Below are 15,180 nucleotides of genomic sequence, written 5' to 3' on the forward strand. Positions count from 1 at the left end.
TACACACCCCTTATTTATTTTGAAACGTACACTAAACTACTCTATATAAATTACCCCTAATAATTTATATGTTAATTTCCTATCTCACCTTTATAATTATCTCGCCATCTTAAAAACTTCACTTCTAGTAAACGTACGAGTGAATCCGAAAACTTCCCAACGAATGCAAAGATGATAATACCAACAAATACGATATCTGTATTTGAAAATTGCCTTGCATCCATTATCATATAGCCAATACCTTCTGTAGATCCCATAAGTTCTGCGACTACTAAACTCACCCATGCAACTCCTAATGATAATCTTGCTCCTAGTAAAAGGTTAGGTAATGCGGCAGGTAAAATTAATTTTGTAATTAATTTTCTTTTACTAAACTCTAACACTCTCGCAACATCAAATAACTTTGAATCTACACCTCGTATTCCTAGAAACGCGTTTACGTATAAAGGAAAAAATGCACCATCTGCAATTAATAACACTTTTGATGTTTCCCCAAAACCGAACCATAATACGAAAAGCGGTGCAACAGCTAAGTGAGGCACAGTTCTTAACATTTGTACTGACGGATCTAAATATTGCTCACTTCTCGTTGAAAATCCAACAATTGTTCCTAAAATAATTCCTAAACTCCCGCCAATAAAGAAACCAGCCGCAGCCCTGAATACACTAATACTTAAATGACCGAATAACTCTCCTGTTTTTATAAGTTCTTGAAAAGCTAGAAATATATCTAGCGGCGTTGGTAAAACTGTTTTAGAAACTAGACCGAATACGCCGGCCAATTGCCAAATTATTAATATAATAATCGGTATAGTAATTGCCCTTATCAAAAATTTGATATTCGTCTTCTGTACTTTCTTTACATTGTTTTTCTCAATCGTTATACTCGCCCTTTTCATAAAAGCTTTCGTATTTTCCAATTTACAAAACCTCTTTTCATTTCGCCTTTACTGCTTTTTCTACGAAAGAATTATCTACAACTTTATCTGTCTTAATTTCTTTCTTTATAGAACCGAGTTTATATTGAAAATCCGCTGTCTTTTGCTGTTCCTCTATTATTTCTTTCGTTACTGGAACTAAAATTGGTTTGTCATGATCAAACACTTCTTTTACAATTTCAGCATCTATTTTCTTTGCAGAAGTATATATTTTTATTGCTTCATCTAAGTTTGACCCTTGCCATACTCGTGCTTTTTCATAAACTTTGAGAAACTTCTCAACTAATTCTGGATGTTCTTTTGCAAACTTTGTTCTTGCAATTAAAAACTCTGGTGAAGAAACATTTAATTGTTCACCATCTGTAATAACCTTTGCTCCTTTATTTAACGTATGTAGTGAAATGAATGGATCCCAAATGGCCCATGCATCTACTGATCCTGATTCAAATGCTGGCTGCGCTTCATCTGGTTGCAGTTGAATGACATTTACATCTTTCGCATTGATACCTTCTTTTTCTAATGCTCGATACAATAAATTAAATGCGCTACTTCCTTTTGCTACGGCAATTTTTTTACCTTTTAAATCTTTTACACTCGTAATCTTGCTATCTTTTTGTACAAGAATTCCAGTGCCTTTCCTCGCATAACTTGTATTAGCAATTTCGGTAAATTCAATACCTGCTGCTTGCGCGGAAATAACTGGAGAATTGCCAACTTCACCAAAGTCTAATCGATTTGATGCGATTGCCTCAAAATAAGGAGGTCCGCTTTGGAATTCTGTCCATTTCACCTTAACTCCTTCTTTTTTAAACTCCTCTTCAAACCATCCCTTTTTCTGCGCGAGTAATAGTGGACTTAATCCTTGCTGAATACCAATTTGTACTGTTACATCTTCCTTCTTACTACTTGCTGTACTTTTCTCACATCCGAATAAAAATAAAGAAATAGCTAATGCAAAAGAAAGAACTTTAAATTTTTTATACATAAATACTCACCCTCTCCCTATAAACTTGTTTGAATCAATCCTCCATACTCAAACTGCTGTAATACTTTCTTTCGAATCTCTTGGAATGCCTCCGAAGTTTTACTACGTGGATAAGGTAAATTATTTTCAATTACTTTATGTATTTTTCCAGGCTTTGCACTCATGATGATCATTCGGTTTGAAAGATATATCGCTTCGTCTATATCATGAGTGACGAATAACATTGTCGTTTTCTTCTGTTCCCAAATATTCAACAGTACTTCTTGCAAATGACTTCTAGTAAAAGCATCAAGTGCCCCGAATGGTTCATCAAGTAATAATACATTTGGATCTCTTAATAAAGCTCTCGCAATTGCAACACGTTGTGACATCCCGCCTGAAATTTCTTTCGGATAAGATTTTTCAAAACCGTCTAATCGAACGATTTCAATCCATTCCTTTATCTTATCTGTTACATACTTATCTTTTAACGACAAATCTGCAGCAATATTTTCTTCAACTGTTAACCACGGAAATAAGCGATGTTCTTGAAAAATAAAACCTTGTTTCTTACTTGGTTTTACGATTTTCTCCCCATCAATAATAATTTCACCTTCAAATTCGTTATCTAATCCCGCAACAATTTTCAAAAGCGTACTTTTCCCACAACCACTCGGTCCGATTACAGTGACAAAATCGCCTCTCTCTAATTGGAAATTAATATCTTCTAGCACTTGAACCGTACCAGTTTGTTTCGAAAAATATTTTGATACTCCATCGATTGAAACAGTCACTATTTCTCCTCCTTGAAATGATTCATCTAAATGAACAGATTCAGTATTTATATAATAAAAAAACCAAAGGCATTTCATTTTGTAATGAAATGCCTTTGGTTTTTCCAATCAGCTATTATAGAATTAACTACATACTATACAAATATTTCCGATAAGTCAACTAGGTTTTAATGAACGATGTTTATTTTTTATAAATTGTTGCAGTTTCTATAATGATTTTTGGAAGTAATTCTTGAATTGTATGTAACACTGTATGCAGAGCTTTTTGTACATATCCATCTTCAAAGTGTTCTAACGGTTCAGGTAATTCATCCTCATCCAATATGAAAAATTCTCCGCTTGGAAGTACCATAATATCAAGGATTAAATCTTCAAAGGATACCACTTCATCCGTTATACATGTATTCTTTACAATATTAAAATAAGAACCTAAATAACTTCCATCCTGATCTCTCCAAACATATAAATTATATGGACGATTCCTCCAGTAATATGCAACTGTATAACTTCCTTTCGGGATCGTTAACTTCGTATCGTTTGCTGTCATAGTAAAAGAGTACTGTACTTCATGATACAACACAATTTTATCTGGCTGCGTTTCTATTAGTAAACAAGCATGATCTACAGTTGAAGCATTATAGCGAATTTTCCTTTCAATAATTTCAATTCCTGACGTACGTAAGCAACTCATTTTCAAAATTCCCCTTTAGTTGTAGTTCTTTCATTATAACCCTTTTTCCACTAAGAAGCTGTTTAGTGAATTCGTTTCTTGTTTTATTAATATACTCTCATTTTCTTGCCCACAAAAAAAGCTCCTTCTAAGTTAGAAAGAACTCCAGTTGTATCATTATTTTATAACCCATGATTTATACACCTTTACTTCTAAACGAAACTTAGATTCTGTTAACCACTCTACAGCACTACATACAAGAGGAGATGAATTATCTTCAGTAATACTTTCTAGCGGAATCCATCTAGCTCCTATTGAATCTTGCCCTTCAAATTGTTCCGGTACTTTAAATTCACCTTCGCACCTTTCAACAACGTAAAAAACTGCGATATGATGAACATGTGTGTACTCCTTGAATTTTGATGGGAATTGAAAATCAACTGTACCTATTTGGTTTACTACCTTCACTTTCAGCCCAGTCTCTTCTTTCATCTCTCTATGAAGTCCAGCTAGTAATGATTCTCCTTCTTCTAAACTACCACCAGGTAAATCATACCGATTTCTATAGGGACCTTTTATTTTATCAATTACTAATATGTTATTGTTTTCGATACAAATGCCATACACACCAAACGCACGATGAAAATTAGAAGCATTATTCATGTTTCAACTTCTCCGTAACCATATCATAAAACTTCCATTCCTCATCAACATTTAAGTGAACACGACTTACTGTTTTAGAAAATCCATATAACAATTGCGCTTCCACTGGTTCTTTTAGTGTAATTTCAAATGCTGGAGGTTCCTTTATAAATTCCATCACTGTTGCGTCAAGAAACTCTTTCTCTTTCTTTAAAAACTCTCCTTTATAAAAAGTAATTTTATCAATTTGTGTAAATGGTATAATAATTTTCTTTCCTAATCCAATTTGAATGATTATTTCTTTTTCCGCAACAATAATTGGATTTTTTCGCATTGCTTGTATTTCAGCTAAAAAATAAATCATTGCGTATACGTTTAAAATAAGTAAAATCCATGCTACTACTGGGTTCCATTGATGAAGTAAATAATGAAAACCGATACTTTCTATTAAGGTCGCATGGATGATCATAATATATACACCTATTGCACCAGTCTTTTTGTGATATGAGTATACGGATTCACCTTCTGGCACTTTTTCACGCCACGATAAAAATGCATAATAGATTAACTTACACTCTGTTACAATGATATCTATTAATTTATTTCTTTTCATAGTGTCGTCAAACGCAGCATCAATTGCATAAGAAAATGAAGAATACTCACTTTTATATTCTTTATATTTTTTTCTTATTGTAGGAAGCATTCTAACAATTTTATATAGAAGGAATAACTCTACACATACAAATGCAATTTCCCCTGTAACTATAATATAAGAAACGTATGAAAAAGCTTGTAAATAGTCGCTTGGAGTAATAAATCTTGCAAATATATAACCAGCTATTACAACAGGAAATATATACGTTAACGAGTACCTTTTTCGAATAATAAAGAAATACGTAATGATTGGAATTATAAACATACAATCTAATAATGACCCAAGAACAACTTCTTTCGGAGTAGCTGGTACAATCGGAAGAGCATATAATAAATAGTTTGATAACAAGATTAAAGATACGAGTCCAATCCATATACCTTTTCGCCTTCGCGAAAGTGTGACACTCATACTTTCACTCCTCTATTTAAAAACCTCGTTTAAATGGTCTTTATAAAATGAAATAGCACGTTCAAATTCTTTAACTTCTTCTACTTTTACGACTGTTTCAAGTAATAATTTCATCGCGGATTCATGATCGTTTACGTTATATTTCGCTAATGACAAAAATACTTTCATCACATCATTATTTGGAAACTGCTGCAAACCTGTTTCTAAAACAGTAATTGCTTTGTCATACTCACCTATACAACGATATGTACTACCAAGGCCAATATAAGCTCCGCAAAGTGACTCACCTTCAAGACCGTTTGCAATTGCCTGTTCATAATACGGCATAGCTTCTGTTTCCAGCCCCATTACATCATGTATCCAGGCACATTGATAAAGTACTTCTGCATCCCTCGTAAAATTCGTTAATCCAATGAGTATCTCTTTAGACTGCGCATATTTCTTTTCTTTCCGGAGTTTAATAGCTTGCTTTAATAAATGTTCCATAGAATTCACTCCTCACCAATTATTCTATGTATCCATATTGAATGGTTAACGTTTGTATCAAAGCAAAAAGTTTCGCTTACCAATATATACTATGCGGATTCACTCTTATCCAAATACTTGAAATTATAAAGCAGTAACGTGATTACATAGTACTTCTAACCTTTTGACAATTTCTTTCGCTGTTTCATCTTTTCCATTACATAACTTCCCTTTACCGTCTTGTCCAATTACGTAGTGCACTGCTCCGCGCGAATATAAAGAATGTGGTGAATTTGCAATCATTACACTCGCCTTCGCCTCTTCCATTCTATTTTTCGCTCTTTCAAACAGTTCTTCTTCATTTACGTCGCTTTCAAGTTTAAAGCCAACGAGTACAGTTTCTGAATCCCACTGTTTTATTTGTTTTAATACTTTCGGTGCCTTTTGAAAATGTATAATGGGCGCTATATCACTTGAGATTTTTCCATTCATATTAAGAACATTGCCCTCTTGATCACAAATCTTGTCCACAATCCAATCAGATCCAGCCGCTGCCATAATAACCGCATCGACTTTTTCATGCGTAATGATACTTTTCATTTTATCTTGCAAATCAACAATTCCTTCAAATGGGTGTAATTCTAATTGATTGTTTATATCATTCGGTTTCTCCGCAAAATAACCATGTAAATATATAACATAGGCCCCTTTACTTATAAGCTCTTCGGCAATTATTCTTCCAATTGTTCCTTTTGCCATATTCGTATGACCACGAACTTGATCCCATTTTTCTAAACAACCACCGCTTGTAATTAATACCTTTTTCCCCTTCATCGTAACCATCCCTTACTAATTTTTCTTACGAAACCATTCTGTTCCAAAGTCAACTATATCACGTTGTTTCATAAGACGGCACTTTGCGTTTCCTATTTTCCCTATTTTCACAGTTCCTTTTTGCTCAAATTCCACACCAATTTCTACAAATTTGTCAGAATCATAATCCATATCAACAAATTCTTTCCACACTCTTTCACCATTTTCTATAATGGGTGCCCCTACTTTTATTAACTCACATGCACCAGAACGTACTTCTGATAAATGTACAGAAGTATTGGAATCATATCCAACACCAATTAATAATATGTATCCGTCTAAATCGTATATTTTTCTTAATGGAGATTCTTCTCCTAAACTCATTGATAGTGACTGATTCATCGTTATTTCTTCTGCATGTTTTCCCCATGCAGCAAAACTTCCTAATGGATGGTTACTACGTACTACATTCGGATATGTACGAAAACATTCAACTACTTTTCCCATTGCCCTTGTTGGTGTTATATGTGGCTCAAATGCTGGAACGTTATCCCGAATAATTTGCCACCATTCTTCAGGTACAGGTGGTCTTGACCAATGTTTCGGATCAGATAAATCCGAAGACTGAGTTGGCATAATAATCGTTCCCTCTTCTGTAATAACCTCCATTAACGCCTCTACTACTGCAACTGCTCCGCCTGATACCCAACCAATGGAACTTAACGAAGAATGTACAATAACTGTCATTCCTTTTTCTAATCCTAATTTTCTTAAATCATTTGTAATTGTTTTGATTGTATTTGGCAATTGCGTACTTGCCACTATGTCATTCATTTTCACGATTGTTCCCCCATTTATTTTAAACTACTACATACATATATTATCATATTTTTCTTAATTTTTAACTTAATCATTTTATCTATGCAAAAAATGAAGGCGTTACATCAAAAACATAAAAACACTATATGCAAACAAAGAGCTCACCAAAAATGATAAGCTCTTTGTTTCATTTATCCTTCAATTGTAACTCCAGTAAACATCGATAAATTTCCTGTTATTTTCTCACCTACACGTAAAAATAAACCAGCAGCTCTCCCGCTAATACAGTGTGAACCAATTAATAGTTTACCAGTATACGGACCGTCCCACGTGTCAATTGTATAGTCTGGCATTTCTATGTATTGCTGATATATTTTCCGCTGTTCAAAGTAATACTCTGTTTTATCTTCAGCTAATAGTTCATTATTTTCGTATATAGATACTCCTCCGCCTTCACGGCCGTATAAAGGTTTAGAAACATAGGATTCATTTCTTTCTATAAACGGTTTATTTGTAAAATATGTCGGTAGGAAGTATTTCTGAATGATTCCTCGCTCCTCTTCCTTAAAGAAAACTTCTTCTTCGTAAAGTTGCCAAATTAATGCGAGTACACTTTTATTTTGCATAAGAAAAGCAGCTGGTGGATTAATGATTTTCACTCTGCCTTGCGCTATATGATCTAAAAACTGGAGTCCAATTCTTTTCCCGCTTTTATCAGCATCTGAAACTAAATATTCAATTGGATATAGTCTATATAAATAATGAATTCTCTCACCATTTGGCGTATATATACCATCATCTGCAACGACGATATCTTGTATACCTATATAATCTGTTGATTGATCTAAACAATAGCTTCTTAAAAATTGAACCGTTTGATGGTCTTCATCATGCCAATCATAACTCGTAAAATAAATCGTTTCTCTAGGATCTATACTATAGTCATGTTTAATTTGTTCCCACGCCTGCACAATATGCTCTTCTATATGATTTGGATGATTTACATCGTGATAACGGCATAATACTTCATTTGCGACAGATGGCTCTAAATAGCCTGTGGGTGTATCACAATTTACTTCTATTAACTTTATATCTTCACCATTTACGATAAAGTCAAACCTTGTAAAATATGAAAACAAACCTGTATGTTTCATTCTCGCAATTTCCCACGTTTCAGCTGGAAATCCTAATTTTTGAAAATCTTTTGTCGTATTGAGAATGTATTGATACGTTCTATATAGCACATACATAATTTCTTCTGTCGCTTTTGAAATAGCAGTATAAGTTTTTATTGGCATACGATACATACCTGTTGCCATATATTGATTCCATTCTTCATTTTCTAATAGACTCGGCCAAGTAAACCCATTCCGACCAGCCTCTTCTGCAAGTGAAAACCATACTTTCATATACTCTTTCTGCTCTTGTTCTGTATACATGACTCTATTATCCTTTCGTGTTATGATCCGGCTGGCGCTTTTGCATTCCCAATTCCACTAGAACCAGAATTCACTTTCGGCGTTTGTGTCGTAGATGATTTCGGCGCATTTGTATCTGGTGTTACTTTATTTGATGGATTTGGCTGCTGTTTATTTAAATCTACTTTATTGGAAGATTTATTATTGTTGCTGTTAGTTCCGCCGTAATACCCTCCACCACCGCTGCCTCCAGTTCTACTTTGGTCTTTTTCACGATACGGAATAATGTTATTTGCATACGGTTTCTTCATTATATTCGGTTTTACTGTATAATTCATATTTGAAGTTCTGCTTGCTAATAAATATCCTGCAACGAACGGCAGTATCGGTAAATGTGAATTTTCATGATAAGAAGAAAATGACGGATTATTTTCCTTACATAACTCATCTTTTTCTACATTTTCATTAGTTGGAGCTTTATCATCACAATTTAATCTTTCTTGTTCATTTCCTTGTTTTGCACCATCTGTTTTAACAGCAGTACTTTCTTGCTGGGCAGTATCTTCTTCATAATCGCCACAGCCCGTTAATAAAAAAGATGATACACCTATCGAAGTAGCAATTTTTATAAATTTACTTTTATCCATTCTCATGTGTTATACACCTAATTTCTTTTATCTATATTTTTCCAGACACCTATATTATATAATGTTATTATTACTTTTTTCAAACCATACTCAATATGTATATTTTCATTGCTCCTTTTCCAAGTAACAATGAAATCTTTCAACTTCTGGATATTTTTCTCCTAAACTTCTAACCTGAAAACCAATTTTTTTATAAAATTCTACTGCCTCATCGTCTGTCTCTGCCTCGAGATACGTCAATTGATGTATTCTTACTACTTCTTTTATCATTTGCAACGCAATTCCATTATGACGATATTGCGGAATAACTGCTATATGGCAAATTCTCGCTTTCTTTGCTCCAATTATTTCAATACCTATGCAAGCCTTTTCTTCATATCTATGCAAAGTCGCTTTATTCCTTTCATAAAATAAAACTGCTTTCTTTAAGCTAGTTTCACTTGGTCCAACTGCATACTGTAGTACATTTAAAATTGAATCTTTTTCAAATTGTTCAACACACTGTAAATTCATACTTCTATCCCTTTCTATGAAAAAAGACTAGCTCTAAATTCAAAGAGCTAATCTCATTACGCCGTTATTTTTTCTTCTTTCTTCACAACGACCGCTACATAACTATGTAGTATCATTCCAATAATAACTAGACTCATACCAATCCAAGATAAAGATGACGGAATTGGTGCAGATAACAAGATGAGTTCTCCTACTAGCGCAAATAAAACCTCACCGGACTGAGTTGCTTCCACTGTTGCTAGTTTTTGCGGATCATCTTTTACAAGATCTGTCGCAAAGAAGAATAATACCGTTGCGATTAAGCCAGAACTAACTGCTACTATAAAACATTGGAAAACTTGGCTACTTGACGGTAGACCACCTGTTGATACTTCATAACCAGATAGTAAAAACCAAAATGGTAAGCTTGCTAATGTCATACCGAGAACTCGCTGAAATACATCTAATTCCCCTTTACAAACTTGCATCATTTTTCGATTTCCAAGAGGGTATGCAAACGCTGCAATAAGTACAGGAACTACACATAAAACGGTTTCACGAGTTCCTAATGAAGAAGCATGTTCTACTTGCATGAGTACAACACCACATAAAATAATACCCGACATAACTAATTCCTTCATTGGGAGTTTTTTATGTAACGGATCTACTGCAAAAAATGGTGTTAACAAAATCCCTGCTACGATCGTAATTTGCCATGTTGATGCAACGAGCCAACCAGGTCCGAAAGCTCCAGCAAAACTAAGTGGTGCATAGAAGAGACCAAATCCAACGATACTCCAAACTAACCATTCTTTCGGATTGTTTTTCATATATTGAAAGAGTTGCTTTAAATTTCCTCTATACATGACAATAAGTAAAAGCATTGGAACCATAAAGTAGTACCGTAATGATGCACTCCAAATCCAGCTTCCACCTTCTAGGTCCATTGCCCGATTTAAAACGAAAGTAAAGGCAAAGAAAAATGATGCCAATATCCCTACTGCAATAGCTTTCATTATAAAACCCCTTGTTTAGTTTCTTCTTATACTATACAACAAATTAAATATAATTAAAATTCGAAATCTTTATCTCGTATGCATTCTAGCTCTATATAGTTTTCTTAACTGACTAATATGAGCTTGATGGTACCGACTATGATCAGCTATATGCCATATTCCCCACCTTATAGTCGCATTTTCTCCCTTTTCATAAAAAACCTCTCGTGTTAAATCATTTTCTGTTAGTTTCACACATTCCTCATAAAACATATGTTGCACTGCTTCATAATCTTGCATTAATTGTTGCAACGTCTGTTTTCTTAAACTTGGCAGCTCTCCCGCTTCATTTAACATAGGTCCATATATATTATCAAGTGCCAGTGGAACAGGTTCTCCTTTTAAGCGGTATACCCAATGCAAATCGACAACTGCTAAATGTTGAAGTAGTTGTCCAATGCTATTTTCATTATTTTTTACCCCTTTAAAAGACAGTTCTTTCTCATCAGTACCCTCTACTAACTTTTGCAACCGTTTAAATGTATCGGCAACTGTCGCATATAGAATTGCCACTTGCGGGTTCATATTTTTTTCTAAATGGAGATCTTTCATAGTAAACTCCCTCTTTTAAAGGAACAAAACCATGTGTTCATCATCACTATACACACCATTCATCTTTATAGCTCTCTTTTCAATCCCATACGTTTTAAAGCCCATTGATTCATACAACCTTTTTGCTGGCTCGTTAGTGGATACAACACCTAATGTCAATTGTTCCAAGTTCATTTCTCTTGCTCTTTCAATTGCCTTACGTATTAACTCACGTGCAAGGCCACTTCTTCGATTACTTGCATCTACATACATCGCAACGATATGACCTTTATGTTTATACGCCTCTTTCTCTTCTGTTAGTAAAGTAACAACTCCAACTAATTGATGATCTTCATTAAAAGCACCAAATGTATAACTAGTAGCAGCTGTTAAATTACTTTCCACTCGCTTAATCGGATTTTCTTGGTGAATCGCCTCTTCATAAGTTGTTACAAATGCCTCAGGGTTTACTTGTAATGCTTGTAAACGTAAGTCCCAATATTTTTTTGCATCTTCTTTCGTAAGTAATCGAATCATATTTCTCTATCTCCCTTTAGTTAACATAACATTTTTATAAACTACTAATTAAAGATTGATATTCTTCTCTTAACATACTATAACGATAGCGATGAATGAACTGCCCTCTACGTAATCGATCATTTCTCATTAACCCTTCGCATACAAAACCAGCCTTTTCATAGCTCTTTCTAGCTTGAAAATTATCTTCATCTACACGTAGCCATACTTTTTCTAATTCAAATTCAAAGAATGCTACATGTAACATACTATATAGGGCAGCTATTCCATACCCTTTACCCCAGTATTCTTTATTACCAATCGCGATTCCCAATTCTGCATTTTTATTTGTTTTATCAAAGTTTTTAAGATCTACCCATCCAATATGTATGCCGTTCTCCGCAGTGATAGCTCTTTGTTCGTAACCATTTTTTCGATTTATACATGCTTCAATCCATTTTTTTGTATCTTCACGAGTGAACGGTGGATATTGATCTGGTACAACTAAATGCTTTGTTACTTTTGTATCTAATGACCATTGATATCGGTCTTCTACATCATCTAGTGTCAGTTCTCTTAATTGAACGAATGGTATATTCATTGTATTATCCCCTTTTTACTTTCCTATACAAAAACCTTCGAACATTCTTCCTCCATACTGTTCTAGCGTTTTTTCTACAAAAGTAATTAATTTTATTTTCTCTCCCGTTGTATAAAAATGATCGAACGCCACTACAAATTGATCTGCGTATTGTTCATCATATTTTCTAAGTACCCTTATAAACCATTTTGAACTTCCAAGCCATTTCCCATTTACTCTTAATACATATTCATGTAATAAATCAGCTAATAAATTCGCGATAAACAACTCTTCTTCTCTTTTTGATGCACCAATAAAATCATCCAAAGTATCTGTAATAAAATAACGCTTCTGCTTCATCATTTCTTCAGTCCATTTAGCTGGTCCTTTATTTAGTAACTCATTCGCTTCGCTTTTTAATTTCTCAACAATTTCATCTTCCCCTTTTAATACAACACCTTCTGCAACTAATTGTGGTAACGAAGGTCTTCCGCGATCACAATCCATTTTAAAAAAGGTTTTTAACGTTTCAAAATTATGTACAAATACCTCAACTGGCCATCCATTACTATAGAAAGATTCTCTATAACAAGATGACAAACTAGGATCTATTATTACAATGTCCAGATCAGATGTTTTTGTCGCTTCCCCTCTTGCAACGCTTCCTCCAAGTAAAGCTACATCACAATTCGGAAAGTGTGATGTAATGATGCTTTTTGCCGCTTCCATTACTTTCATAACCGTTCCCCTTTTCTTATTTCACTTTCTTTTTTGCAGCTCTTTCTCTCGCTTTTTTTATATATGACTCTGCGTCTGGTGTTTTGCATGACGTTGCCCCGTGATCAACCTGTACTTTTCCAATTTCACGTGCAATTTCAATCGCTTTTCGCTCTAAGTCTTCATTACGAATTCCTATCGCAATTAAAGCACTATTCATTGCTTCTCTTTTTCTATTTTTTTCATTATGTATATTTTCTTTAATCTCATCTAGATAAGGAGAGAAGACATCATCCTGTAACGTTTTATTTTTAATCGCTATATTTGCTAATAAAGACCAGCCTGCTCTTCCAATCCATTCATCATCAGACTTTGTCCAGTCTTCCATTCTTTCTATCGCGATTGGCGACGTACAAATAGCCGTCATTAAAACATCCATTAAACAATAATAATCAACTTCCTGTACCCATTTATTTAGTAGTTCTGTCGTAACTTTTTTTGGATCTAATATCATTGTTGCTAATGTCATTGCATCCATATTTTTTGTTTCCCATAATAAAATTGCTAAATCATGATCTTTTTTTATCTTCTTTTTTAACAATTTTAAATTGGCAAAACTAACTCCGAATAGTGGCTCTTTCGCCCCATGATTTTTATACGTTTTACGATTCTGTTCTGTTCCGTATTCCTCTAGTTGCTGCATTACTTCTTCAAGTAACATATACCCACCTCTTTATTTTTTATGTTGACTTCATATATGTATGTACGATATATTCCACATTACTTTTTGGTTTTCCTATATTTACTTTTTAAATGCGGTATGTGAAATTTTAAAGACACGTTTTCATACAACAGGCACCCTCTTCGCTAGCATATTATGTATACCCCCTACTAACTCACTCATTGAATTTACTATATATGAACAAATCACATGCATTTTCATTCGATTTTTGTTTCATTTTAATAAACCTGCAAAATATTGAAATCTTGCATACTTTTGGACAAACTTTTTTGCACTTGTAAAAAAGTTTTTTTGCAATTACCTCCCTATAATTGCTAATATAGTAGAGTAGAACTTTTATAGAGAGAAGGAAAATTATGCACAATGGAATTCGAATGACAACTTTAGTGAAAAGGGCTATGTTGATTTGCGCGGGGGTATTATTTACATACGAAGCGGCTTTAGGATCAACACATACTGCTCTAGCAAGTACAGAGGATGAAGCAAAATCTGTTCAACTTGTAAGTGAAATTCAATCGTCTCTTGCACCGAAAGAAGCTCCAAAACAATACAATGGGCAAGTTAGAAAAGTAGCTTATTTAACATTTGATGATGGTCCTGGAAAATACACAGCTGAGCTTTTAGATATGTTAAAGAAAGAAAATGCAAAAGCAACATTCTTCCTTATTGGTTCAAATGTAAAAGCTTTTCCTGATCTTGTAAAGCGTGAAGATGCTGAAGGCCACTACGTTGGGATGCACAGTATGACTCATAACTACAAGAAACTTTACACAGAAGGTCATTACGTAGATGAGATGAAAGAAGATCAAGGATTAATCGCTGGCGTTCTAGGTAAATCACCAGTATTAACTCGTCCTTCTTACGGCTCAATGCCAGGATTAAACGAAGCGCTTCGCAACAAAGTTGTTGAGAATGGGCTAAAAGTTTGGGATTGGACAATTGATTCATTAGACTGGAGATATAACAAAATGCCGGTTGACGCTGCATCTGCTAAAATTGTAGAAAACGTTATTAATGGTGCAAACAAGCCAACAGAAGTTATCCTTATGCACGACATTCATCCACAGTCCGTAAAAGCAGTACCTGGTATTATTAAAGGGCTGAAAGAAAAAGGATATGAATTAGAAGCCTATAGTGAGAACGAACACTTCCCATTAAACTTCTGGCACGATAATCGTATGTAATAAAAAGACTTGATTTCCTTGAACTGTACCCTATAAAATGGACAGTTTAATAAAAAAGCCCTGAAAAATCAAGCACTTAAAAGATGGTTCCGATATTCGATCGGAGCCATCTTTTTTAATGTCCACTGAT

General features: G+C 34.2%; 19 protein-coding genes. 1 reads left to right on the forward strand and 18 read right to left on the reverse strand.

All coding sequences use genetic code 11. From position 1 onward, the window contains the following. Positions 1-71 precede the first annotated feature (71 nt). From MR070_RS10040 to MR070_RS10125, 18 genes are all read right to left on the reverse strand, one after another. Entirely contained in the window at positions 72-920 is an 849-nt protein-coding gene (locus tag MR070_RS10040) for an ABC transporter permease (protein ID WP_242261167.1), read from the reverse strand. Positions 921-936: 16 nt separating this feature from the next. Further along, on the reverse strand, positions 937-1,923 hold the full coding sequence (locus MR070_RS10045) for an aliphatic sulfonate ABC transporter substrate-binding protein (protein ID WP_242261168.1): 987 nt from the start codon (positions 1,921-1,923) through the stop codon (positions 937-939). Positions 1,924-1,940: 17 nt separating this feature from the next. After that, on the reverse strand, positions 1,941-2,696 hold the full coding sequence (locus MR070_RS10050) for an ABC transporter ATP-binding protein (protein ID WP_242261169.1): 756 nt from the start codon (positions 2,694-2,696) through the stop codon (positions 1,941-1,943). Positions 2,697-2,877: 181 nt separating this feature from the next. Next, on the reverse strand, positions 2,878-3,387 hold the full coding sequence (locus MR070_RS10055; protein WP_242261170.1) for a ribonuclease FAU-1 family protein: 510 nt from the start codon (positions 3,385-3,387) through the stop codon (positions 2,878-2,880). A 156-nt stretch (positions 3,388-3,543) separates the two neighbouring features. Continuing rightward, positions 3,544-4,029 carry an NUDIX hydrolase gene (locus tag MR070_RS10060; protein ID WP_242261171.1) on the reverse strand — a complete coding sequence of 162 codons (486 nt, stop codon included), beginning with the start codon at positions 4,027-4,029 and terminating at the stop codon, positions 3,544-3,546. Continuing rightward, positions 4,022-5,071: a hypothetical protein gene (locus MR070_RS10065; protein WP_242261172.1), complete on the reverse strand. Its 1,050-nt coding sequence runs from the start codon at positions 5,069-5,071 to the stop codon at positions 4,022-4,024. Before MR070_RS10065 ends, MR070_RS10060 begins: the two co-directional genes overlap by 8 nt. A gap of 12 nt (positions 5,072-5,083) precedes the next feature. Continuing rightward, positions 5,084-5,557, reverse strand: coding sequence for a tetratricopeptide repeat protein (locus tag MR070_RS10070; protein ID WP_061536289.1), 474 nt, complete (start codon positions 5,555-5,557; stop codon positions 5,084-5,086). A gap of 123 nt (positions 5,558-5,680) precedes the next feature. After that, a complete protein-coding gene (locus MR070_RS10075; protein ID WP_138321839.1) occupies positions 5,681-6,370 on the reverse strand; it encodes a phosphopantothenoylcysteine decarboxylase domain-containing protein in 690 nt (229 codons plus the stop codon). Between the two features lie 15 nt (positions 6,371-6,385). Continuing rightward, positions 6,386-7,183 (reverse strand): BA2930 family N-acetyltransferase, encoded by a 798-nt coding sequence (gene aacC / locus MR070_RS10080; RefSeq protein WP_139895459.1) that lies wholly within the window; start codon positions 7,181-7,183, stop codon positions 6,386-6,388. Positions 7,184-7,359: 176 nt separating this feature from the next. After that, positions 7,360-8,607, reverse strand: a complete 1,248-nt coding sequence (locus MR070_RS10085) for a glutathionylspermidine synthase family protein (RefSeq protein ID WP_000287869.1) — start codon at positions 8,605-8,607, stop codon at positions 7,360-7,362. Positions 8,608-8,627: 20 nt separating this feature from the next. Next, entirely contained in the window at positions 8,628-9,239 is a 612-nt protein-coding gene (locus MR070_RS10090; protein WP_001242155.1) for a hypothetical protein, read from the reverse strand. Positions 9,240-9,338: 99 nt separating this feature from the next. Further along, a complete protein-coding gene (locus MR070_RS10095) occupies positions 9,339-9,746 on the reverse strand; it encodes a GNAT family N-acetyltransferase (RefSeq protein WP_242261173.1) in 408 nt (135 codons plus the stop codon). Between the two features lie 56 nt (positions 9,747-9,802). Beyond that, entirely contained in the window at positions 9,803-10,741 is a 939-nt protein-coding gene (locus MR070_RS10100; protein ID WP_000643667.1) for a DMT family transporter, read from the reverse strand. 69 nt (positions 10,742-10,810) lie between these two features. Continuing rightward, positions 10,811-11,332, reverse strand: coding sequence for a DinB family protein (locus tag MR070_RS10105; protein WP_000653839.1), 522 nt, complete (start codon positions 11,330-11,332; stop codon positions 10,811-10,813). A gap of 15 nt (positions 11,333-11,347) precedes the next feature. Then, the gene (locus MR070_RS10110) at positions 11,348-11,848 is read right to left on the reverse strand and encodes a GNAT family N-acetyltransferase (protein ID WP_242261174.1); all 501 of its coding nucleotides are present in this window, start codon (positions 11,846-11,848) and stop codon (positions 11,348-11,350) included. 34 nt (positions 11,849-11,882) lie between these two features. Further along, positions 11,883-12,428: a GNAT family N-acetyltransferase gene (locus tag MR070_RS10115; protein ID WP_001024999.1), complete on the reverse strand. Its 546-nt coding sequence runs from the start codon at positions 12,426-12,428 to the stop codon at positions 11,883-11,885. A gap of 15 nt (positions 12,429-12,443) precedes the next feature. Continuing rightward, on the reverse strand, positions 12,444-13,145 hold the full coding sequence (locus MR070_RS10120; protein WP_242261175.1) for a nucleotidyltransferase domain-containing protein: 702 nt from the start codon (positions 13,143-13,145) through the stop codon (positions 12,444-12,446). A 16-nt stretch (positions 13,146-13,161) separates the two neighbouring features. After that, positions 13,162-13,845 (reverse strand): DNA alkylation repair protein, encoded by a 684-nt coding sequence (locus MR070_RS10125; RefSeq protein ID WP_000923430.1) that lies wholly within the window; start codon positions 13,843-13,845, stop codon positions 13,162-13,164. 377 nt (positions 13,846-14,222) lie between these two features. Here MR070_RS10125 and MR070_RS10130 point away from each other — a divergent pair, with 377 nt between their 5' ends. Then, the gene (locus tag MR070_RS10130) at positions 14,223-15,050 is read left to right on the forward strand and encodes a peptidoglycan-N-acetylglucosamine deacetylase (protein ID WP_000551437.1); all 828 of its coding nucleotides are present in this window, start codon (positions 14,223-14,225) and stop codon (positions 15,048-15,050) included. Positions 15,051-15,180 lie beyond the last annotated feature (130 nt).

This window comes from Bacillus cereus group sp. BfR-BA-01453 (assembly GCF_022662915.1).
Taxonomy (GTDB): Bacteria; Bacillota; Bacilli; order Bacillales; family Bacillaceae_G; genus Bacillus_A; species Bacillus_A paranthracis.